The sequence below is a fragment of the Providencia rettgeri genome (assembly GCF_001874625.1).
GTDB lineage: Bacteria > Pseudomonadota > Gammaproteobacteria > Enterobacterales > Enterobacteriaceae > Providencia > Providencia huashanensis.
In genome coordinates this window covers 1991612-2013600 of record NZ_CP017671.1, presented here as the reverse complement: position 1 = coordinate 2013600, position 21989 = coordinate 1991612, and the positions used below count along the sequence as shown (strand labels likewise).

The following is a 21989-nucleotide window of genomic DNA, read 5'->3' as shown; positions in this document are numbered from 1 at the left end:
TATGAATATGTTGCCCTAAGACACTCACTGTTTCAATGCATTATAGATCTTTTCTGCTAGTGCGTATGAGATCGAGGGCACTTTTGCGATTTCTTCTATACTTGCATTACGTAATGGCTGCAAGCCACCCATATATTTTAATAACATCTGTCGGCGTTTCGGCCCAACACCTTCAATCGATTCTAGCGCACTGGTATTCTTTACTTTTGCCCGTCGCTGGCGATGCCCTGTAATTGCATGATTATGTGACTCATCACGAATATGTTGGATCACATGTAATGCTGGCGAATCCGGAGGTAATACAAACCCTTCCCCTTCCGGTTTTAAAAATAATGTTTCCAGCCCTGCTTTACGGTCGGTACCTTTAGCCACCCCAATTAATAACGGGTGGTTTTTATCCCAATCCACCTCAAGTGAAGCAAAAACATCTTTGGCTTGCCCAAGTTGCCCCTTTCCGCCATCAATAAAAATGATATCCGGTACTTTACTTTCATCAATATGTTTACCATACCGACGGGTCAACACTTGATGCATTGCGGCATAATCATCCCCAGGCGTGATCCCAGTAATATTATAGCGCCGATATTCTGATTTCACTGGCCCTGTTTTATCAAACACAACGCAAGAAGCGACCGTTTGCTCCCCCATGGTATGAGAGATATCAAAACATTCCATTCGGTTAATCGACGTTAAGTTAACAACTTTCCCAAGTGAATCCAGACGTTGCTGTATTGTTGAGTGTTGAGCTAACCGTGTAGAAAGCGCTATTGATGCATTCGTACGTGCTAATTTCAAATAACGCGCTCTTGCTCCACGTGGTTGGCTTTGAATATTAATTTTTCGCCCTGCTAGTTCAGACAATGATTGTGCTAATAGGTCTTTTTCTGTTAATGCGAAATCAAGCAGAATTTCACCTGGCAAGGTTCGATTTTCGCTGCCTTGTAGATAAAATTGCCCTAAAAATGTTTGGACGACCTCTTCAAGTTGAGTATCTGTTGGCACTTTAGGAAAATAGCTTCGGCTGCCAAGCACTTTACCTTGGCGGATAAAAAGAACATGGACACAAGCCAAACCCGATTCAAAAGAAACGCCGATGACATCAAGGTCATCACTATCACCAGAAACATATTGCTCTTCCGTCACTGCGCGCACTGCTTGAATTTGATCTCGAAAACGAGCAGCCTCTTCAAAACGCAATGCTTGGCTGGCTTGTTCCATTCGTTCAACTAACCCAGCTAGAACTTGTTTATCTTTGCCCGTTAAAAATAGGCGTACATAATCAACTTGTTGCTGATAATCTTCATCAGACACTAACCCTTTTACACAAGGGCCTAAGCAGCGACCAATTTGATATTGCAAACACGGCCTTGAGCGGTTTTTATAAACACTGTCCTCACATTGGCGAATAGGGAACAGTTTCTGCATTAAGGCTAATGTTTCCCTAACCGCGTAAGAACTTGGGAAGGGGCCAAAGTACTCCCCTTTCGCATGTTTAGCGCCTCGATGCATTGAAATACGCGGGTGGGCTTCTTTGCTTAAAAAAAGATAAGGATATGACTTATCGTCTCGTAGCAACACGTTATAACGAGGTTGGTATAATTTAATATAGTTATGTTCAAGGAGTAATGCTTCCGTTTCAGTATGGGTCACAGTGACATCAATAGAAGCAATATGCTTAACGAGCTGCTCTGTTTTACGGCTGCCCACATTTTCACGGAAGTAGCTTGATAAGCGTTTTTTAAGATCTTTCGCTTTACCAACATAGATAACAGTGCCCCCAGTGTCATACATTCGATAAACACCCGGTTGATTCGTTACTGTTTTTAAGAACGCTTTTGACTCGAACTGTTCTGCCACTCGGATAAACCCTGTTTTGCTGTAATTAAACCATAACCAATAGCTATATGTGTTAATTCTACATCACTACCGATATTAAGTTTACTAAACATTCTATATCGATAAGTATTTACTGTTTTTGGGCTTAGAGATAGAGCCTCCGCCACGACCTTAATCGGCATACCTTTGGTGATCATCAACATGATTTCGAGTTCACGTCCCGATAATAAATCACATAAATCTTTCTGGTGACTATAATCTAACCGATGCAGAGCAAGGTCTTGGGCTATATCTGGAGAAATAATTCGGCGCTTTACATTAACCACCCGTATCGCCTCTATCAGGTCTTCTTCTGTGACATGAACACTCAACAAACCAAAAATACCTATATCTAATGCTTTTAAAAAAAAGGCATAATTATTTCTTACATTATAAATAATTATCCCAACATCTGGTTGAGTTCGTCGAAGTGTTTGTAATGTTTTCAATGAATCATATTGTAATTTAACACTACTGATTAAAATAATATTCGCTTTTTGGTTTCGATTCCATGTAATCACTTGCTGAATAGATGGAAATGAAGCGATAGTTTTGTAACGTGAATGCCGAGAAAATATAGCTTCAAAACCGCGAATAGTAATATTATTATCATCAATGATTATAATATTAATCAATTACTCCCCCTGTGTTTATTTAGAGATAACAGTTAGAATAATAAATTAAATAGTTACAAAGTCATATATTCTTTTTCATTTATCTTATTTTAAAGTTAAAAAAACTATAACTACAAAGTATTCACCAAGTAAATAATATTAACTATTCAATAAAAAAGGCCACTTTATAACATGGCCTTTTACGCATAATATCAATACTAAACTATTTTTGCCCAACTAAACGGCAAATAGTCTCTGATACCAAATAACTTTTCTCAAAAGAACTCACAGGTAAAAATTCAAAACAGGAGTGGAAATTGAGTGCCCCTGTGAAATAGTTTGGTGTTAAGATGCCTCGAGCCGATAAAGCAGAGCCATCAGTCCCTCCACGCATAGGGATTACATTTGCTTCAATACCTTGAATTTTCAGTGCATCAAAAATCAAATCGATAGCAGTACGGTCATCCCCTAGAGAATCACTTATATTGCTATAAACATCATCAATTCTAAATTCAATTTTAGCTTTAGGGTGACGGGCTCGGATCAACTCAATACTTTGTTCAATAAAACGCTTACGCGCTTCGTAGCTATTGCGATCAAAATCACGAATAGCCATTTTGATTTTTGCGTTATCGGGGTTTGCTACTAAATCTGTCACATAGAAATACCCTTCGCGCTGTTCCGTATGTTCCGGTGTATCAAAACGATCAAAACAGCCAATAAAATCATGCGCAACACGAATAGGGTTTAATAATACATTCTTAGCTGACATAGGATGCGCAGTAATACCTTTAATTGATACCTCAATAGAGGCCGCATTAAAGGTTTCAAAAACAACTTCACCTAATGCACAACAATCAATAGTGTAAGCAAAATCTACCTGAAAACGGGATAAATCCATGATTTTCGAACCACGTAAACCGATTTCTTCATCAGGTACAAACGCGACATAAATATCGCCGCAATCAAAATCAGCATGTTGCAGTTTATTCATTAATTCCATCACAACGGTAATCGCTGCTTTGTTATCTGCACCAAGTACACTGGTTCCATCACTGAAAATAATATTTTCACCTACATAGGGTGCCGCTTCAGGATGCTCTGCCGTTTTGAACCAGATATTTTCATTGGCATTTAAACATAAGTCTTTCCCCTCATATTTTAATGTCTGTGGTTTAATCACGGGTGATAAGCCAACATCAACGGTATCTAAATGGGTGACGAATCCGATTTTTGGCGCAGTAGGCTTATTGCCTGGTCGCATCGCATATAATATGGCGTGCTCATCAATATAAATATCTTTTAAGCCGTAACTTTCAAGTTCTTCCGCTAACAGTTTAGCTAATTCACGCTGCCCTTCTGTACTTGGTACAATAGTACTTGCTGCATCACTTTGGCTTTCAATTGCGAGGTAGCGATAAAAACGCTGCTCTAATTGTTTACCTAACTCATTCATTTTATATTCCTTAACTTTTTTATATCTACCCGACATATCAAGTATGTCGGGTATTAAGCCCGCTTATTGTGCAGGGTGCCATGTATAACCACTGTCAAAACCGATTGGGATATCGAATGCCCAGAAAAGATATAACGTACTCGTCAGAATAATTAATAACCCGATGGTAAATGGGATCATCATAGAGCACAACGTCCCTATCCCTGCATTTTTATAGTATTTCTGGCAATACATCAGTATCAAAGGATAGAAAGGGAACATCGGTGTGCTTACGTTCATCGCTGAATCACTCACACGGAACGCAGCTTGAGTTAATTCTGGCGAAATTCCTACTGCCATAAGCATTGGTACTAATACTGGCGCCATAATTGCCCATTTAGATGTCGCTGATGTGATCATGATATTTAATATCGCGGTCAACAAAATAACACCAAAAACAGTCATGCCAGAAGGCATATCTAATGTCCGCAATAATTCAGCACCTGATAGTGCTAATAATGTACCTAAATTAGAATGCTGAAATGAATATAGGAATTGAGCGGCAAAAAAAGCAAAAACAATAAATGGGATCAATGATTTAGTAATGTTTTCCATTGCCTTAACGACATCTCTTGTAGATGTAAAAGATTTCGTCATATACCCATAAACAATCCCTGGTAACGCAAAGAAAATGAATAACAATGGCACAACGATTTGCATAATCGGGGCTTTCGGGCTGGTTAAACTGCCATCAGGGCCACGTAATGGAGAAGAATCTGGCCATAACAACGCAAATAAGCCAATACCTAAAGCAATCAGAACTAACCCTGAAATACGAAAAGCACGATGTTCAACTGCGGTAATCATCCCTAATTTTTTCTCAGAGTCAGTATCAACATCGCTTGAAGTAATCGGGCAATTTTTATTTAACCAAGGCTCAACAATTTTTTCAGTAATAAACCAACAGGTAAAAATAACACCAAATGTTCCACCCAAACTAAAAAAATAGTTACATAGCACATTAACGCTATAACCGGGGGCCAACATTTGTGCGGCATCCTGCGTAAAACTCTGCATAATTGGGTCAATAATAGAAGGCGTATAACTTGCAGTAAATCCACCAGCTAACCCCGCAAAGGCTGCTGCAATACCAGCTAATGGATGACGTCCACTGGCATAGAACATCATAGCAGCAACTGGCATTAGAATGACATAAGCAGAATCAGAGGCAATGTGAGAAACAATACCCACAAAGACCACGGTTGGAGTCAACATTCTTGGGGAAATAAACGATAGCATTTTTTTCAATGCCGTATTAATAAACCCACTACTTTCTGCAATGCCAATACCTAGTGTGGCAACAATTGTTATACCAAGCGGAGGGAAATTAATGAAGTTTTTAACTGCCGCTGTAATAAATAGTATTATTTCCTCATACTGAAACATATTAACAATAGAGATTTTATCTTTTGATATTGGGTGGTAATAATTGAAATCTACAAATGAAAGTAGATAAGATAAAAACCAACATATAATAAGGGCATAAACGAACAGCATGGTAACATCTGGCATAACATTACCGATCCGTTCGACACGGTTTAAAAACCCTTTTTTCTTAGAGAGTGTATTAGTTGTCATATTTACAAGTTACTTATGTTATTAGAATTGGGACTTTATAACAGTAAATAACCTATATTCAAAAGTAAAACACTTTCGTTATTAGTTTTTATAGGATAAACCAGATAAATTCAATTTCATTAATAACATTTAAGTTTATTAGTTTTTAGCTAATTTACCGTATCTTAAATTTTATTAATTTATAGTATGACATCCAATATATATTGCTTAAGTATCCACCAGAATCATCTATAGACAAAAAAGAAATCGAATCTACTCTTTTTTGCCTATGGATAAATTAGCTTAATTAATATTACTCTCGTTTTAGTTTTTCAGTGTTTGCAATAAAAAGGGCAATGACAAGAACCAGAATTGCACCAGCATGCAATAAAGTTGTCATTGGGTCACTATGATCGACAATGATAAGGCGAATGATTGCCGTTATACCGATATAGATAAAATACCTTAGTGGGAAGTGATAACCTGACATAAAATACTTGATTATTAAGGCAATAAACTCAAAATACAGAAAATATATGACAATGCCTTCTAATAATTCATACGCTGTTGCCCCATTGGTACTTCCAAACATCAATGAAGCCATCGTAACGGTTTCTTTTGCTAAAAAGAAAACAAGCACCGCGGCTAATGCTATCAAACCAAGGTTTAATATCCACTGCAGTACCCACGCGATATTGCTAGCGTGACGCATTCCTTTCATACTGTTCATTTATTTTCCCTCAAAACAACCTGCGGATGATTTCAATAATGCAATGCCCGACGACTAATGAGCAATATTTAAACTAACTTGCCGAGGCGAGCCCATGCCCTTAATTATAAATCAAATTTAATGCACACGCATAACATACAAATTAAATTTAACAAAAGAAATAGAAAACAAAATACGAAATGAGGCTTTTTGCCCTGTTGTTTATAGCATATAGTTTAATCCATAAGCTGTGCAACTTAATCCGATACCCCTCCCATTAGTTTTATGATGTCTTGCTCTGTAAGCATAGGGGTTTTTTCAACGAAATTATAATACTTTGGCTTACTTTCAATATAAATCTGCATACTCATTTGCGCATTTTTACTTTCTTCGAATAAAGCTGCGGACACATAATAAGTGGATGGGGAAATTAAGTGATAAAAAAGATGGGTACCGCAATGTTTACAAAATGCTCTTTCTCCCCAAGACGATGAAGCGAATACCGTTATTGCCTCCTTTCCTTCGATAGTTAAATTACTTCCCCCATCAATGCTGAAACCCGGGCCCCCGTTCCATTTTTGACACATACCACAATGACAAACACTAATTTGATCAACAGACTTAGACACGCTGATTGTTACAGCACCGCATAAACATAAACCCTTATACATGTTTTATCCTCATACTGATTGAGATTGTTTTTTTCGTTATCAATACGGATTTTAGTGATTAGTTATCTTTAAAAACATCATAGATACTTATTTAACTTATATTTCAAACTGCCGTCCAGTAAATCGTTTATCATTCGTGATGCTACGCAACTGGGCACTATCTAACTCTTTAGTTTCACGTTCTGACTCAATATCAGCTTCGTTTTGAGTGATATTTAACACACTGTATTCATAAGCCGTTGTCTTATGTAATGCTAACTCCGTTAATACTGTGTTATCTGCTGCCTGAGCGAATATTGAAGTCCCCGTAAAAAAAATGATTGCAACAAATAAACGTGTTAGTAATGATTTTTTCATAATGCATCCTCCCTTTAACCACAGTTTTAGCGCAAATGCTTGTCAACGAATACAGATTTTAAGTAATTGTTCTCATGATAAGGTAAAGGGATGTCAGGTTTATTTTATTTAAATTTTATTAGCAAAAAGGGAGCAAAAGCTCCCCCTTTAAGTTAGTGAACAAAAAACTATTTAGAGTTCATCATTATTGGTTTTATTTGTCGAATTCACTTCTTTTAAAAGGTACCAGCAGAAGTACAATAACGCGAGTATCCCTAAAAATAATAAGACCCATAACGAAACTGTTATCCAATTAGAGGTATCATCGACTTGTTTGGCTACGGTTAACCTTTCAGCACCACCGAGCTCAATCACTTCATTATTAGGATATAACTGGGGATAATGCGACATTAACTCGTCAACACTATAAGCCTGCCCAACTAGTTGGTTATATGTTAATTTATCAAGCTCTGCTTGCTTATTCCCCCACACTAGCAAGTAAGGTGCAGCGCCTTGTAAATTAACGATAAGATTATACCCATCACGCTTACCGATAAGCCGCGGCGGCTGATCTTCCCAACTACCTTTAAGTGCAGATACTCTAACTTTATTAACCATTTCCCCATAAAGATTGATGCTTGGGTTACTGACTAGTTCCCCATCTATTGTTTGGTTATAAGCAACAAGATTAGCTAATGGTTTCCAAACATCCCCTTTATCTGATGAATATTCAACCTTTAATGGAATAACTCGATTTGATTGCTGTAAATGAATTTGCAATTCACCTAATGGTTGGGTCGTGGGTAATTGATATATAATATGGTCTTTTGAAACCCCATCATTTGTCATTTCAAAATTGAATATTTCTTGTCGGCGAGTTGAGTTCAGTGTGTTAGATAGCGCCTTGACCTTCACTAACTCAGGTAGCGTTACATCTGGCGCACTGACAATAACGGCCATTAGATATGGCGCGCTTAGCGCTTTAGAATTGCCATTTAACAGCTCAATATTATTACTCGCAATTGTTTCTGAATTTAATTTCAAATTCATGATAGGTTGATTAGTTGCGATATTTAACCATTTTTCTTTATCATCACTTGCAAAAACAAAGACTTTTCCTTGCCACTCTTCCTCCGTTTTTGCCCACTCCAATGTTAATTTTTGAACTGGCGTATTTTGGGCTTGGCTTTGATCTCGTGTTAATAAATAAGCATGATAAGCAGCATTATCTTTTAGTTGTATATTTGGTAATTCAATACGATCGACTTTACCTGGTACCGTCTCAACAAGCAGATGCTGCTTTTCTCTACGGATGTCCTCACGAGAATTTACATTATCCAGTTGAGTCACTAAGCGCTGAGGAGCAAATGAGACTTTATTGCTAGAAATAGACTTTTCAGCATCATAAAAAAGTACAGAAGGTATTTCATCCCCCGTACCATTAAATACCCGAACATCTTGCAATGTATTTGGATATGCTGAATTTATATAAGCACTTGTAGGAACTTCTAACCAATAAAATGGCTCTGATGTATCTGGAATATCAATTTCCATCCCTTGGTAAAAACTATAAGGCGTATTTTCTTTCGGTGTTCCAGCATTAAGGTAGCTAGAAAACAATGATGACAACAAGAAGACAGCAAATAGCCCTCCTAGCCTTTTACTTTTTATTTGTCTCATGATTGCGTCTCCTGTTCGACTTTCTCTTTTATATCCTTTGGTGGTAATGGTGAAAAGTACCCAACAATTAATATCAATAATGCAACACCGATAAAGGAGATAGCGCGAGATATCCCCCCTTGTCCATGAATATCCACTAAGAATAATTTAGCGATAACACATGCGAAAATACTGGCCCCCATAAACCACCAGATACGACTTTTTTTCATCGCTGCAATAACAATGCAAAGCAATGCAGCAAGCGCCCAGCTAATGGATAAAACAGTTTGAATCAAACGAGAATCATAAAGCACCGCATAATTCCAACTTAGCCCAGCAAAATCAGCTACTGCGCGAATTAAAATACCGTTAAACCAAAATGCTGATAATAGAATAATTGAGACCAATAAACCTCGAATTATCCAATAATCTACCTCTGTAGCCTTACGTATTTTTTGCACAAAACCTTTTTGCATAAGAATAAGGGCAGCAATACTGAATAAGCCCGCCTCATCTAATGGATTAATTAATGGAATATAATTCCAGAATGTTAATTTGCCATCTTCTAAATTAGCGTAAGCAGATAATATAATTAACCCGATAGCAACAGGAAGCATCCAATACCAATACATTAACCCATTACGTTTCATTGGTGGCATTTTATTTTGCTGTAACCAATACAGGGCTAAGATAGTTAAGGTTATCGCCATCACATAAATAAAATAGCCCATCTCATGCATACCCCAAGGTAAAATAGAGACAAACCAATTTACTTGGGTCAAAATAAATACAAGGATTAACCACAAGTTAGCGCCATGGAGGGTCCATTGCATCCATTGATTACGAAGTTTATACGCATGAATAACAAACAAAATTGAGCTACCGAGTATCACCGCCCATATTAATGAGTTTTCCCCGCGCCCCATTGGGTTTTTATCATATAAGAAATCTAAACCAAGGTAATAGTAACCAGCAACCCATAAAATTGATTGGCAAAATAACAAAGGTATCCAGTTAATTCGAATAGCATATAGACGCCATAACCAGACGGAGATCACCACTAACACTAATATTATAAAGCCTTCAGACTCCCGACTCCACGATAAAATATCAGTAAATAGTGGTAACCAGCAGAGCCATGTAAGCAAACCTAAAAATAAAAAACCATAACTAAATAGGGCAAAGTTACTGTTTTCTTTGCGGCGAATATGAAATAACCCACCAGCACCAAAACAAGCTACCAATAATAATGGCACCATATAAGTACTGCTTCGGCTCCAATATACGTAAGGGTAGTCCATTAGTAACGTAATCGCACTGATTACAATTAATAATGAACCAACCGTAGCCATTTTTTTCTGCCCCTGTTGTAAACCAAGCCAGAGTAGTAATAACCCTTCTAATGACCAAACAATCGATGTCCATTCAAGTGTCAATGCCAATGGGATAGCCAGTGTTACAAAACCTGCACCAATAAGAATATTTGCTAAAGCCATATTCTTACCGACCTCTTTATAGCGCTTATGTACCTGCAACCCAGCAACCAAGTACAATAAACCAATTAACAGAGAAATAAATGCAGGCAATAAACCTACATCATCCGCAATAAAGAATTGAAGGGCAATACTGATTAATGGCGGTACAAACAACAATGTATTATCAACAATTAATTGCTTGTCGTGCTCAAAGCGGAGTGAAAATAATTGTGTTAACGCATTAAATACTACTAAATTAGCAATGATAAATAATTGACAGGAGATGTAATAATCAGATTGGTAATTGCTCAAACCCCATAAAATAGCGACACCATAGGTCATCACCATACCAACTAAATTCAGAGGGCGCCAAGCTTGCCATACACTAATAATTAAAATCCCAATCGACAACATTAGGTAATAAGAAAACAAAATTACATGGCTACCCCCTCCCGTCGAAAGTAAAACAGGAGCCAAATAACCACCAAGAGAAGCAAGAATAGCCAAGCTAATCGTACGTTGTAATAATGCTAAGGCAATACTCGCTGCACAAATCAACAACATAAACACAAATGCCATGCTATAAGGCAACATGGTATATAACTTAAAGGCAGCAAAAATGGTGATATATAAACAGCCTACCCCTCCACCTTGAAGGATAAGCCCAAATAATGGTTTCTTATTACGTAATCGCCAGCCAATTCCTAGTAAAACTAAACAACCTACCGCGCTAAAAATTAAGCGTATTTGGGGGGAAATAATCTCATTTTGCACACTGTAATTTAATAAATACGCGACCCCTAGGAATAATAATAGTATCCCTATTTTGGCAACTGGGTTCCCTTTTAGTAACCAACTAAAGAAATGCCCAAATATAGACTCATTATTTCCCGTCGTTTTTTGATTAAATTGACCCTGAGTAGATGTATCTACTTCCTGATCATTAAAACGATTTGGTTTAGTCGCTTTATTAAACCGATTTGGGTCCACCCCGCTACGTGCTTGAGAGCCTACAATTGCTGATTGCGTATATGCCGGCACTGGAATGGTTTGGTTTGTAGAATCAGCTGCTTTTTCAGATTGCTGATATGCAGTATCGCCGGATAAGGGTTTAAATGATGGTTCAGGCTCACTTACTGGACTAGATTGGATTGGTACGTTTGTAACTACCTGTTCTAGCTCATCTGTTACCCCAAAAATGCCTTGTTGGTCATCAGACGAACTGGCAACATTTTTCGAAGGCGTAACATTCGATTGCTGATATTGGCCTAAACGAGTTTCTAGAGAGAAAACTTTCTGGTTTAATTCAGAAATTTGGTACTGCATACGGCCCGTTCGGCTGATTGCTATGATAGCCAATATTGGTGCTAACACAAGCAAACATACTAATACGACTCCTACTAGTATCCAAGTATCCACAAATAGGTTTCCTCAAAATAAATTTCACAATCTAAAATACAGCTAGAATAGGGTTTTGTGATCACCGCTAGTGTAGATAGCATTGATTATCTTGCCAACTCAATGTAATAAACTGTTACAAAATAACCCTTATACTACGTATTTAGTTGAAAAAATACGCTTCCTACCCTTTCAATCTCAGTTACTAATACCCCCATTGAAAGTTTTAGTAACTAAGAAAATCCTTAATCATCATTTAATGATGATTTGACATATTAAATTAACACTTACCTATTTATTTTTAGTTCCTCTAATTATAATTAGAGTTGCTCTGAATAACAAAATTAGTCTAATTATGATATTTATATCATGCTTCCATGCTTCAAATATTCATACAGAAAAACACCATCTTTAAACGATGGTAGTTATTTATTATTTTATCAATTATGATTTCCATCAATTATAAGTTTATCTATTGATGGAGGTTAAATATCTACCACTTCCAACGTGAAATGAGTTTATTTAAACCACAGTAATATGAGAGATATTCGATACCGCTTTAGTATGAACAGGCTCATAACTAATTATTTACACATCAAAATCTGACGAATAGTTTAAGGAAAATATAATGCTACTCCACATTATTCTAGCCGCCCTTGGTCCTATCGTTTTAGGGTTAGCTGTTGGTTGGTTATCAGGTAAATACGGTTTTATTAAAAGAGAATATTCACAAGCATTCGCTGACTTTGTTGTCAAAATAGCCTTACCATTTGCATTATTTTTAGCCGCCGCACAAGCACCACCCTCAGTACTCTTAAATATTGATTATTTGTTAGCATTGGCCGTCGGTTTAATCGCTACATACGTTATTGGTTTCATTTTCGGTAAGTTTATCTTCCGGCACAATAAAAAAGATGCAGCAATGCAAGCGCTATCTGTTTCTTTTCCGGATATGGCTTATTGTGGACCACCAGTCTTACTAGCTACTGTCGGTTCATCAGGTTTAATTGCTATGGTGCTAGGAAACCTTATTTATACGGTGATTATTATTCCATTTACTTTGCTGATGATCAGTGGCTCGCAACAAGGGCATAGCGTGATTAAATCAATCGGTAAAGCTATTGCCCAACCTTTAGTATTCCTTCCTATTTTAGGCGCCTTGCTCGCTATTTTTGGTGTTAAGTTACCTGAAATCTTACAGAATTCAGTCAATGAGCTTGGTAAAACGGCAGGAGGTGTTGCTTTATTTTTCCTTGGTTTATTGCTATCCGGTATTAAGTTAACTATTAGTAAAGAAATTATATTTAACGTTTTTATTAAAAATTTTGTTCAAGCCGCGTTGATTTTGGCAACAGGTCTTGCAGTAGGTTTACAAGATGACCTCCTAAAAGCCGCCTTTATCATTGGCGTATTACCCACCGCCACTGCGGTTCCCGCCTTAGCAATCAGTAATCAAGCTTATACTGAAACCTCCGCAGGCACCGTGTTATTAAGTACACTTGCCGCTTTAATCTCCATTATCGGTGGAATCGCTATTGTTGAAATGCTTTAAATTGAGCGGTGGGTTTATATTCACCCGCCGCCCCTCAACTTTTCCCCGTTGATTTAATCACCAATTATTTGCCAGATAGATCACAAAAAACGTATCATATCCCTAAGTACTTTTCTTTTATGCACCTGGGATATTTATAAAAATGAAAATTAGTGATGAGTTAGCTGTTGCTATTGCTTCCGTCACCGAAGTTGCCGCTGTTGCTGCCTTCGATTGGGTTGGTAAACAAGATAAAAATGCAGCCGATAAAGCCGCTGTAGAAGCCATGAGAAATCGTCTTAATGAAATTGATTTTCATGGTAAAATTGTGATTGGTGAAGGTGAAATTGATGATGCTCCGATGCTTTATATCGGCGAGCAAGTAGGTAAAAAATCAGGCGCCCAAGGGCTCGATATTGCGGTTGACCCCATTGATGGCACTCGTATGGTTGCGTGTAATGAACACAATGCCATAGCCGTACTGGCTGCTGCTCCAACAGGTTCATTACTCCAAGCACCAGACATGTACATGGAAAAACTCGTCGTTGGTGCCGCTGCAAAAGGGGCTGTTCATCTCGCTAATCCCCTCGAAAAAAATTTAGAATTCCTTTCCGCTGCATTGAATAAACCCATTTCAAACTTATCAATCGCAGTATTAGATAAACCACGCCATCAGCATATCATCAAAACTATTCGTAATTTTGGTGCTAACGTGATTACCATTCCTGATGGTGATGTATTGGCATCATTGCTGGCAATACTACCCGAGCATTCAATTGATATGATGTATGGCACTGGTGGCGCACCTGAAGGCATTATCAGTGCGGCCATCGCTCGTGCATTAGGCGGTGATATGCAAGCAAGATTGGTCCCTCGTGACAAAGCAAAGGGGGATAGCGAAGAAAATAAACTACTCGCCGCTCAAGAAGCCATTCGATGCCAGCAAATGGGCATTGAGATTGGGGAAATTTTATCATTAGAGCAAATGGTAAATACAGATGATGTGATTTTTGCCGCAACGGCAATTACGCCAACAGTGTTAATGGGCGGAATTTCAACAGATGCTTATAGCCGTTTTTCAAATACCCTTTTAGTTAACGGCCGTGACCGCTCATTAAAAATCATTAATAACCGCTTATTTAATTAGCCTTTCCATGATATTAAAAAAGGGCCTTTCGTTCTCTATAGTACATAGAACTGTGTAAATTTGATAAAAACCCCCTTAATTGGGGGTTTCTTTTTCCTGAAGACTGCACTATATATATAGTAAATAATGTGTAATTTGTGTAGGATTCAAGGATGTTTGCAACGAAGGTTACAGCCAAGGTAGTTCAGGATAACAGTGGAGTAACCACAGAGATCCCGGTCATTCTGACCGACCAAGGGGTTTTGGGGTCGGTCACAGATTATGTGCTTAGCCTTCACCTAAATGGCATCTCATTTTCAACAATCACCAACCATATTCAGTCGATTAGACTCCTCATCGAGTTCATGGATGCCAACGAAGGCATGTTCGATGAACCCGAAGCGTTGTTCGCGGGCTTCGTCCGACGGCTCTACAGCGGGACCATCGGTGAAGATGGATTGGACCCCTCTGGCCTGTATTGGATACCGGCCAGTAATGGCACGATACATCGACACATCAGCAATCTGACGAATTTCACCAATTGGCTCTCGGACAAAGGTCTGGGCAAGCCTCTCAATACCTTGCGCACAGCCACTCGACATGAGGAACGCATTCAGTACGCCGCTTGGTTTAGGCGTAACCAGAATGATTTCCTCGGGCACATTAAAGACACCTCGGTTAGTACCACGGTAAAAAGAGCCCGCAGCATCAAGGGCAGAACACCTCTGGCAAAAACCAATGACGATGCCATCGCCTTCCCTACGGGAAAGTTTGAAGACTTCTATATGAAGGGCCTGGGAGGAGCCAAAGACCCGCGAGTTGCGCTGCGGGACAAGCTTATCGTGCTCCTGATGCACGCGACCGGATTGAGGGTGAGCGAAGCACTGTTACTCTGGGTCACCGATGTCTTTGAAGACCCCTCCGATCCAGATCGGGCAATCGTGAGGATCTACAACGAGATAGAAGGTAAGGCACCTGAAGGCTGGAAGTCCCGAAAAGGGATAAAAACCCGCAAGGCGTACCTTCAAGAAAAATACGCACGCATCCCGCGCCAGGAGATGCAAAAAACCCCACATCTCGGCTGGAAATCCAAAACCCTAGATGACAAGGATGGCTACCTGGAGGCGCATTTCTTCCCGCAAGAGTTTGCCCAAGTATTCATGTCGCTGTGGCGACAGTATTTGGTTTTCCGTGCATCGGTGGAGTGCCATCATCCCTATGCGTTTGTTAGCTTCGACTCTCGCTATCTGGGCAATCCCTATACCTACAATTCCTTCAACCAAAATTATGCGGCTGGGTTAAGACGAATTGGTCTCGAACCCGACAAGACCGTAGGGTTAGATCCACACGGCCATCGCCACAACTATGGCCGTCGATTGACGGATGCCGGAGTCGATCCGCTTATTCGCAAAAAGTGCCTGCATCACGCAAGCCTGGAGTCTCAGGTTCCTTACACCATGCCCTCCAGCGCGAAAGTCTCGGAAGCGCTGTCCCAGGCAACACAACAACTTCAGTTGGGATCGGATAAGGAAAAGCCCCCCGCATCTTTCGATTGGAAGACGCTTGCAGAACACGGTTTTGAAGACATTGATCCAAACGGCCACTTTACGGGCAAGAATCCACGATTGGGCAAAGGTAAATCATGACAAAAAGAAGGACGAGTAAAGGCTACACCACGGATCTGACGCTGGGGTGGGTGACTAAGGAACTGGGGCACAACTGGCTGCAATGGCAGCAGTACGCCGCCGAATGGCTTGCGGAGCAAAACGTAGGCATTGATCTGCGATTAAAATGCTTAAGACACTTCTTTAACTATCTGAACGCTAAAGCCCCGTACGCCGTTGACGTGGCCACGATGTTCAAGGGCCATCCGGGTGGTCACAAGGTGTCCACGGAAGAGTTTGAGGCCTTTCTGGTTAGCAGTGGATCGATTACTAAAAACTCTAAACACATTTCGTCCACGGTCGATTTATGCAATTACATCCTCAAGCACCATTTGAGCGCCGAGGACGATAACGGCGTTGGGCGGCCCCTATTCCCGAATCCGTTCGAGAAAATCACGAATAACACATCAAACACCGAAACCGTCCACAGCCCCTTGCCCTATCGCTACATCCAGCAACTGAGGCACATCCTCTGCCCCTATCCAACCGACGACCCCGGCAATAAAACGCCGTGGGTAGGCCACCATTTCCGGGACTGGCAATGGGCCATCGATCACCTTCAGTCTGGCAATGGGGCATGGGTGGAAGTGCCGCCCGAGGTCATCGACCCTGATGATCCGGATTGCGTTTTCCGGACTCGGATTGTGCCCAGGAAGGGAGAAAGAGTTGAGGTCCACGAAATCTGGTCGCCGGTCATGGCGATGTTCCTGTTTACCAAGCTGCACCTACCCCTGCGCTCTTTTCAGGTGAGGTTTCTGGACTCCGGCGAAGCCGATACCTGGCGCTATGAAGGTGGGCAATGGGTGGAAAACACCAAGCACCCCTTCAAGTATGGAACGCCCAAGCGACCTTATGAGAAAGGCGTCTTCCGCCGCATATATGACTCCATGACCGAGGGGTACTCGACCGGCCTCTACGTGTCCACCAACAAAACCGCCGATCAAAACAAGGATGAACTTCAGCGGGGATACACCATCCCTTGGCAGCACGAAGAGCTGCTGTATTGGCTGGAAAAGCTCCGCAGTTGGCAGGAAAAATACAACCCGATTAACCGACTGGTCAGTGGCACAGAGCTTAAGCGTAGCCATATTGGCGTCGCTAAATCCAAGCAACAATTGAAACAAATGGGCGAGTTTGCCTTTTTATTCAGGGAGCGTAATTCTGCTTTTCCAATTACCTACACCTCATTGGCTAGTTCGTGGTATCGCCTGTTGTCCAAACTGGAAGAGGATGTCTTCCAGTCGGGCCAAACGATGGCCAACGGGGATCGCCTTCGGTTTGTGAAAGACTACGGCGAGGACTTTGAAGGTACGGAAGCCGCTAAGGTGGCAACGGACTACCCGCTTCACAGCCTTCGGGTCTCCTTGATCACCTGCTACACCATGGACACCGACCTCCCCTTGCCGGTGATCGCGAAGCTTCTGGCCGGCCACACACGGCTTCTGATGACGATCTATTACAACAAGATCACGCCCTCCGTGATGGCCGACAAAATGAAGGAGGCACACGCAGTTCTGTCCGAACGAGGTGAAGGCTCGCTCCGAAACTTCCTGGTGGACGCGGAAATGAGACAGATCCCGCTCCGGGCTGCCTTTCACAACGACCAGCACAATTCCGTCGAGAGCGTGCTTGCCAACCGGAATCCCATCGGCTGGGAGGAACGAGCCACGGGCTTGTGCCTGGTTGGGGGCAACACCGTGCGCTCAGATGAGCTGTCCACCGTAGGCGGGTGCTGGAACGGTGGCCCGATAGTTAGGGGTTCAGAAAGCGCACATTCAAGAGTTTATGGCCCGGTCCCCCTCGGGCCGGAAAACTGTCCCCGCTGTCGCTGGCACATTACCGATGCCACCTATCTTCCGGCTCTCAATTCTGCGTTCAACCAGGTGAGCTACAAGGCGCACCAGGCGGCCGAGCTGTCTGTTCACCTAGAGGGTCAGCTAGAAGCACTAAAGGATGAGCTGTTCATCGCTGAGGAAACCGGTGCAGTGTTTCTCAAGCACAACGAACTTCAGGCGATAGAACGGCGCTACGAGAAGCAGAGGGTGGAGGCGGATGAGTACGCCAAGGATTGCATCGCAATTTTCAACCTGATCAATCGGGTGATCCAGATCGAGAATGGGCGTGAAGAGGACGACGACGGGCAAAAGCTGATCGCGGTCGGCTCTGATGAAGACCTCAAATATAGTATGAAGTTCGTCGAAACTGACTCGGAGTTACTGCACCTGGCACTGCTGTGCGAGGACGCTGAGTTCCACCCCGATCTGCATGATGATCTGCGCAAGACGCCCGCGATAGCCAAGCGTACCAACGCCTTGAGCCGCATGATGGCCCGTTCCGGGTACAAGCCCGTTTTCCTTGAAATGGACGAACAAACCCAGTTGATTGCGGGTAACGCGCTCATGCGCAAGATGGCCAAAATCGCCGCCCCCGAAGATCGGCTTGAGGGCTACCGGATCGCGTCCAATTACATTGAGGCGCAGGAATTCCTGAAAGACGATCGGCTGCTGAAATCCGGGTTTGACGCCGTGAAGAAGATAGCCCCAATCACCTTGCCTACTGAATCCGTGGCGCGGATTCCCGCCCTGGAGGTGGAAGAATGAACATCGATACCAATGCGGTTCTGGAGTCCCTCAAGGACGGTAAAACCGCTAAAACACAGTCGTCCCTGGATACGCTCAACCAGACCCTGAAGGACTACTACGAATCCGGTGCCCGGGACTTCTCCATTACCACCATAGGGCGTGTCTCAGAGGAAAATGACGGCGTTGGCTATCAGTCGATTCGTGCCACCGCGAACAAGCATTACCGGGACCTGATTGAAGCGTGGGCCGCTAAGGCGAAGACCACCACCAAGAAGCCACCGGTAGGGCCTGCCAAGAGACCAACTCAGGACCATCAGTTGCTTGAGCGGATTGATGATACAGCTGTGCGAGCCCTTTTTGGGCAAATCATCCGTGAGCGGGATCGCTACAGGAGCGAAGCCAACATGCTCAAGAACCAAACCCAGATCGTCATCGACAAGCGCCCTACGGTTTACAGTGAACCCCAGTCAGACGCCAGTGTGGAGCTGCTGCCCTCATTGAAGGGAGTCTGCTCTGACAACGAGATTAAAGCCCTGCAAACCGTCTGCACCGATGAGTGGCTCGAAAAGCTCGGGTTCCAGGCGAACGAATTGGGTCAGGTGAAGGATGAGTATGGTGTGGAAATCCTGCCTCGTGGCTTCCTGACCGGGCTCAAGAAGATCCTGGGGGAAATTGATGAGTAATGGTCAGGAAAGAGCACGTCAGAACCTGAGTGCCTTCCAGAGCTGGGTGGCCACCCAAACGGATGACGATTTTAAGCAGATCCTCCATCGGGGCCAGTTAAACCGTGGCGAAGTGGCCAAAGCCATAGGCATCGGAAAGAGCGCGTTGCGCCAGAATCCGGCCATCAAAACGGCATTGGAGAATCTGGAGCAGAACCTGCGTTATCGGGGTGTTCTGCCAGAACTGACCGAAACCGCCAAGGCCCAGCGATCAGAACCCAAACGCTATGATCCCAGCGTTAACAAAAGAGCCATGGAATCGAGAAGGCTCTCAGTGCTGGAGCAGGAAAACATTGAACTAAAGGCCCGGGTGGCAACCCTCGAAGCCAAGCTAAAACGTTACGGTGAACTGTCCGAAGTCCTCACAGAGTTCGGAGTAGCGCCCGATGCATGAAGAGTATTTCCGTGTCACCAGCTGCCAGCATAACGGCTATAAATACACGATCTTCACGGGCGTTCCCCTCAAGACTGACAGTTACAAGATCAACTCGGGCAAATACATCGTCAGCATCCGATGCGAAAACCAGTCCCTGCCTATCAAGCCGTCCGTTGGTCAGCAATGGCGAGTGCGTGGCGTAAGGACGCTGGAGACCGTTCAGGCAGGCGATTATAAGCTTCAGCAACATTTGTATGACGCCCCAGCTGAGATGGAGTGCACGCTGCCGGAAACGGGCGAGGCGCTGATCCGTTTCATTGCCAATGAAAAGGAGTTCACCGGTATCGGTGAGGCCAAAGCACGCGCCCTCTGGAACGTTTTTGGCAGTGACCTGCACCCCATGCTCCAATCCAATACCTCCGAGCACAGAGGCCGTCTCAGGGAGGTTCTTAGCGAGGTTTCAGTAACCGCGCTATACAACGGCTACGCCAAGTACAAAAACCTTGCGCATGCGAATTGGCTGGCTTCTCTGGGAGTGCCGCTGAGCATCCAGCAACGCATTCTAAAGTACCACGATAATCGAACCGTTGAGGTACTCAAGACCAATCCCTACGCATTGCTCGGATTCGGAATGCCTTTTCCCGATATCGATGCGATTGCTGAAAAAATGGGCATGGATAAATCGGCACCGGTGCGGCTCGCAGCTGCGTTAGAAAGCGCGATACGAAAAGAGGTAGAAAAGGGGCACACCTACGCCTCCCATCCGGCGCTCAGGCCCGAGGTGACCAAGCTTCTGGGCGATAAAGCTCTGGTCGCAGAGGCGTTCGCCAGCGGTTATCGCAACGGCCAGTTCATTCTCAGGCCAGAGACCGGCACCTACCACCCTACCGCCCAAATCATGATGGAGTCGGTCGTTGCGAAGCGGCTCAAGGCCCTGGCCGCCATCAAGAATGAAGATGAATCCGTCTTCAAGGCGCTCACCGAGGCCGTTCAGGAGTTGCCCTACGACCTGACCGAGCAGCAGGTCCAAGCGGTCGAGTTGAGCCTTACCAATGCGGTGTCCTGCATTACGGGTGGTGCCGGTACGGGTAAAACCACGGTCCTTCGTGCCGTGCTCAAAGCCTATGCCGCACTAGGCTATCAGGTTCATGCCGTCGCTCTGTCGGGGCGAGCTGCTATGCGACTGCACGAGAGCATCGGATTCTTCACCATGACAATTGCTCGCCTGTTGCGGGAAGAGCCGATCTCGCCGTCACTGGATCAGGCGCAGCATCTCCTGGTCATCGACGAAGCCAGTATGACCGACCTGCCGACCATGTATCGGATTGTTACGCACCTCGATCCTTCGGTACGCATCATCCTGACCGGCGATCCGAACCAGCTACCAGCCATCGGCTGCGGCAAAGTCCTCTCAGACATCGTTGAGTCCGGTGCAATCGCTACGGTTGAGTTGAACATCGTCAAACGCCAGGAAGACTCAACGGGCATCCCGGAATACTCGGCCACCATCAATCGGGGTGAGGTGCCTCCTGCGTTATCGGTTGGCGCAATCACGTTCCACGAGACGCCTCCGCAGAAGATGGTCGATAAGTGCAAATCCTTGTATGCGGAGTCACCCTATAACACTCAGATCATCGGAGCCACCAAGGCTCTAGTTGGCGAGGTGAACCGTGAGTGCCAAAAGCTGATCAATCCCGATGGGGAGTGCTTGCAGTTTAGACTGCATGGCGATGAATTCTTCCTCGATATCAGAGTGGGCGACCCGATCCTCTTCACCAGGAACAAGTACAACATCGGCATTCAGAATGGGTCTCTTGGCGTATTATCCTCAACAGAGCGCGACACCAAGGACGGCCAGGAAACATTTGGTGTCGTGACGCTGGATACCGGCGAAGCCATTTCAATTACGGATGAAGTCTTCGATTGCATGGAGCTTGGCTACGGAATCACGCTCCACAAGGCTCAAGGGAGCCAGTTCCCGAGAATCATCGTGGCAGTCCAGACGGGGCGTATCTCAGACCGTGCGTGGCTTTACACGGCGATTACCCGTGCCGAGGCAGAGATACATATTGTCGGGCAGGCTAGTGATTTTGCGTCCATCGTAAAATCGGTAAGCAATGCCACCAGGCGGGCGAGTTTCTTGAGGGAGCTGCTGCAAGAGAGGGATTCGGGGGTAAGCCATTAATGGCACGCCCCCTC

Annotated in this window: 16 protein-coding genes; 7 read left to right on the top strand and 9 right to left on the bottom strand. The window is 43.3% G+C overall.

Annotated features, from left to right (window positions below):
* Window positions 1-24 precede the first annotated feature (24 nt).
* The 9 genes from uvrC to RB151_RS09130 all read right to left on the bottom strand — a co-directional run bounded on the left by uvrC (window position 25) and on the right by RB151_RS09130 (window position 11810).
* Window positions 25-1857, bottom strand: coding sequence for an excinuclease ABC subunit UvrC (gene uvrC / locus RB151_RS09170; RefSeq protein ID WP_042844163.1), 1833 nt, complete (start codon window positions 1855-1857; stop codon window positions 25-27).
* Window positions 1824-2510, bottom strand: a complete 687-nt coding sequence (locus RB151_RS09165; protein WP_042844164.1) for a LuxR C-terminal-related transcriptional regulator — start codon at window positions 2508-2510, stop codon at window positions 1824-1826. Before RB151_RS09165 ends, uvrC begins: the two co-directional genes overlap by 34 nt.
* 202 nt (window positions 2511-2712) lie before the next feature.
* Window positions 2713-3945, bottom strand: a complete 1233-nt coding sequence (gene pepT, locus RB151_RS09160) for a peptidase T (RefSeq protein ID WP_048606933.1) — start codon at window positions 3943-3945, stop codon at window positions 2713-2715.
* A 63-nt stretch (window positions 3946-4008) separates the two neighbouring features.
* On the bottom strand, window positions 4009-5562 hold the full coding sequence (locus RB151_RS09155; protein ID WP_042844166.1) for an AbgT family transporter: 1554 nt from the start codon (window positions 5560-5562) through the stop codon (window positions 4009-4011).
* A gap of 292 nt (window positions 5563-5854) precedes the next feature.
* A complete protein-coding gene (gene psiE / locus RB151_RS09150; protein ID WP_370661220.1) occupies window positions 5855-6262 on the bottom strand; it encodes a phosphate-starvation-inducible protein PsiE in 408 nt (135 codons plus the stop codon).
* 245 nt (window positions 6263-6507) lie between these two features.
* Window positions 6508-6921, bottom strand: a complete 414-nt coding sequence (locus tag RB151_RS09145; protein WP_042844168.1) for a GFA family protein — start codon at window positions 6919-6921, stop codon at window positions 6508-6510.
* A 96-nt stretch (window positions 6922-7017) separates the two neighbouring features.
* Complete coding sequence (locus tag RB151_RS09140) at window positions 7018-7278, bottom strand: hypothetical protein (protein WP_042844169.1); 261 nt, start codon at window positions 7276-7278, stop codon at window positions 7018-7020.
* A 171-nt stretch (window positions 7279-7449) separates the two neighbouring features.
* Window positions 7450-8937: a DUF3999 family protein gene (locus RB151_RS09135; RefSeq protein WP_042844170.1), complete on the bottom strand. Its 1488-nt coding sequence runs from the start codon at window positions 8935-8937 to the stop codon at window positions 7450-7452.
* A complete protein-coding gene (locus tag RB151_RS09130) occupies window positions 8934-11810 on the bottom strand; it encodes a DUF2339 domain-containing protein (RefSeq protein WP_071547996.1) in 2877 nt (958 codons plus the stop codon). The genes RB151_RS09135 and RB151_RS09130 overlap by 4 nt, the downstream gene beginning before the upstream one ends.
* A gap of 607 nt (window positions 11811-12417) precedes the next feature.
* Here RB151_RS09130 and RB151_RS09125 point away from each other — a divergent pair.
* The 7 genes from RB151_RS09125 (at window position 12418) to RB151_RS09095 (ending at window position 21975) form a co-directional block, all read left to right on the top strand.
* Window positions 12418-13341 (top strand): AEC family transporter, encoded by a 924-nt coding sequence (locus RB151_RS09125; RefSeq protein WP_048606927.1) that lies wholly within the window; start codon window positions 12418-12420, stop codon window positions 13339-13341.
* Between the two features lie 148 nt (window positions 13342-13489).
* Window positions 13490-14467, top strand: coding sequence for a class II fructose-bisphosphatase (glpX, locus tag RB151_RS09120; RefSeq protein WP_197679472.1), 978 nt, complete (start codon window positions 13490-13492; stop codon window positions 14465-14467).
* A gap of 152 nt (window positions 14468-14619) precedes the next feature.
* Complete coding sequence (gene gmtY, locus RB151_RS09115; RefSeq protein ID WP_071547865.1) at window positions 14620-16092, top strand: gamma-mobile-trio recombinase GmtY; 1473 nt, start codon at window positions 14620-14622, stop codon at window positions 16090-16092.
* The gene (gmtZ, locus tag RB151_RS09110; protein WP_071547864.1) at window positions 16089-18710 is read left to right on the top strand and encodes a gamma-mobile-trio integrase GmtZ; all 2622 of its coding nucleotides are present in this window, start codon (window positions 16089-16091) and stop codon (window positions 18708-18710) included. Before gmtY ends, gmtZ begins: the two co-directional genes overlap by 4 nt.
* Complete coding sequence (gene gmtX, locus RB151_RS09105; protein ID WP_071547863.1) at window positions 18707-19375, top strand: gamma-mobile-trio protein GmtX; 669 nt, start codon at window positions 18707-18709, stop codon at window positions 19373-19375. The genes gmtZ and gmtX overlap by 4 nt, the downstream gene beginning before the upstream one ends.
* Window positions 19368-19808 carry a VPA1267 family protein gene (locus RB151_RS09100; RefSeq protein ID WP_071547862.1) on the top strand — a complete coding sequence of 147 codons (441 nt, stop codon included), beginning with the start codon at window positions 19368-19370 and terminating at the stop codon, window positions 19806-19808. Before gmtX ends, RB151_RS09100 begins: the two co-directional genes overlap by 8 nt.
* Window positions 19801-21975: an AAA family ATPase gene (locus RB151_RS09095; protein ID WP_071547861.1), complete on the top strand. Its 2175-nt coding sequence runs from the start codon at window positions 19801-19803 to the stop codon at window positions 21973-21975. Before RB151_RS09100 ends, RB151_RS09095 begins: the two co-directional genes overlap by 8 nt.
* Window positions 21976-21989 lie beyond the last annotated feature (14 nt).

What these genes read in the sequence shown, in the direction of transcription:
- psiE (WP_370661220.1), bottom strand. Translation starts at nt 6,262, where the DNA reads ATGAAAGGAATGCGTCACGCTAGCAATATCGCGTGGGTACTGCAGTGG.
- RB151_RS09135 (WP_042844170.1), bottom strand. Translation starts at nt 8,937, where the DNA reads ATGAGACAAATAAAAAGTAAAAGGCTAGGAGGGCTATTTGCTGTCTTC.
- gmtX (WP_071547863.1), top strand. Translation starts at nt 18,707, where the DNA reads ATGAACATCGATACCAATGCGGTTCTGGAGTCCCTCAAGGACGGTAAA.
- gmtZ (WP_071547864.1), top strand. Translation starts at nt 16,089, where the DNA reads ATGACAAAAAGAAGGACGAGTAAAGGCTACACCACGGATCTGACGCTG.
- RB151_RS09145 (WP_042844168.1), bottom strand. Translation starts at nt 6,921, where the DNA reads ATGTATAAGGGTTTATGTTTATGCGGTGCTGTAACAATCAGCGTGTCT.
- gmtY (WP_071547865.1), top strand. Translation starts at nt 14,620, where the DNA reads ATGTTTGCAACGAAGGTTACAGCCAAGGTAGTTCAGGATAACAGTGGA.
- RB151_RS09155 (WP_042844166.1), bottom strand. Translation starts at nt 5,562, where the DNA reads ATGACAACTAATACACTCTCTAAGAAAAAAGGGTTTTTAAACCGTGTC.
- pepT (WP_048606933.1), bottom strand. Translation starts at nt 3,945, where the DNA reads ATGAATGAGTTAGGTAAACAATTAGAGCAGCGTTTTTATCGCTACCTC.
- RB151_RS09125 (WP_048606927.1), top strand. Translation starts at nt 12,418, where the DNA reads ATGCTACTCCACATTATTCTAGCCGCCCTTGGTCCTATCGTTTTAGGG.
- RB151_RS09100 (WP_071547862.1), top strand. Translation starts at nt 19,368, where the DNA reads ATGAGTAATGGTCAGGAAAGAGCACGTCAGAACCTGAGTGCCTTCCAG.
- RB151_RS09095 (WP_071547861.1), top strand. Translation starts at nt 19,801, where the DNA reads ATGCATGAAGAGTATTTCCGTGTCACCAGCTGCCAGCATAACGGCTAT.
- RB151_RS09140 (WP_042844169.1), bottom strand. Translation starts at nt 7,278, where the DNA reads ATGAAAAAATCATTACTAACACGTTTATTTGTTGCAATCATTTTTTTT.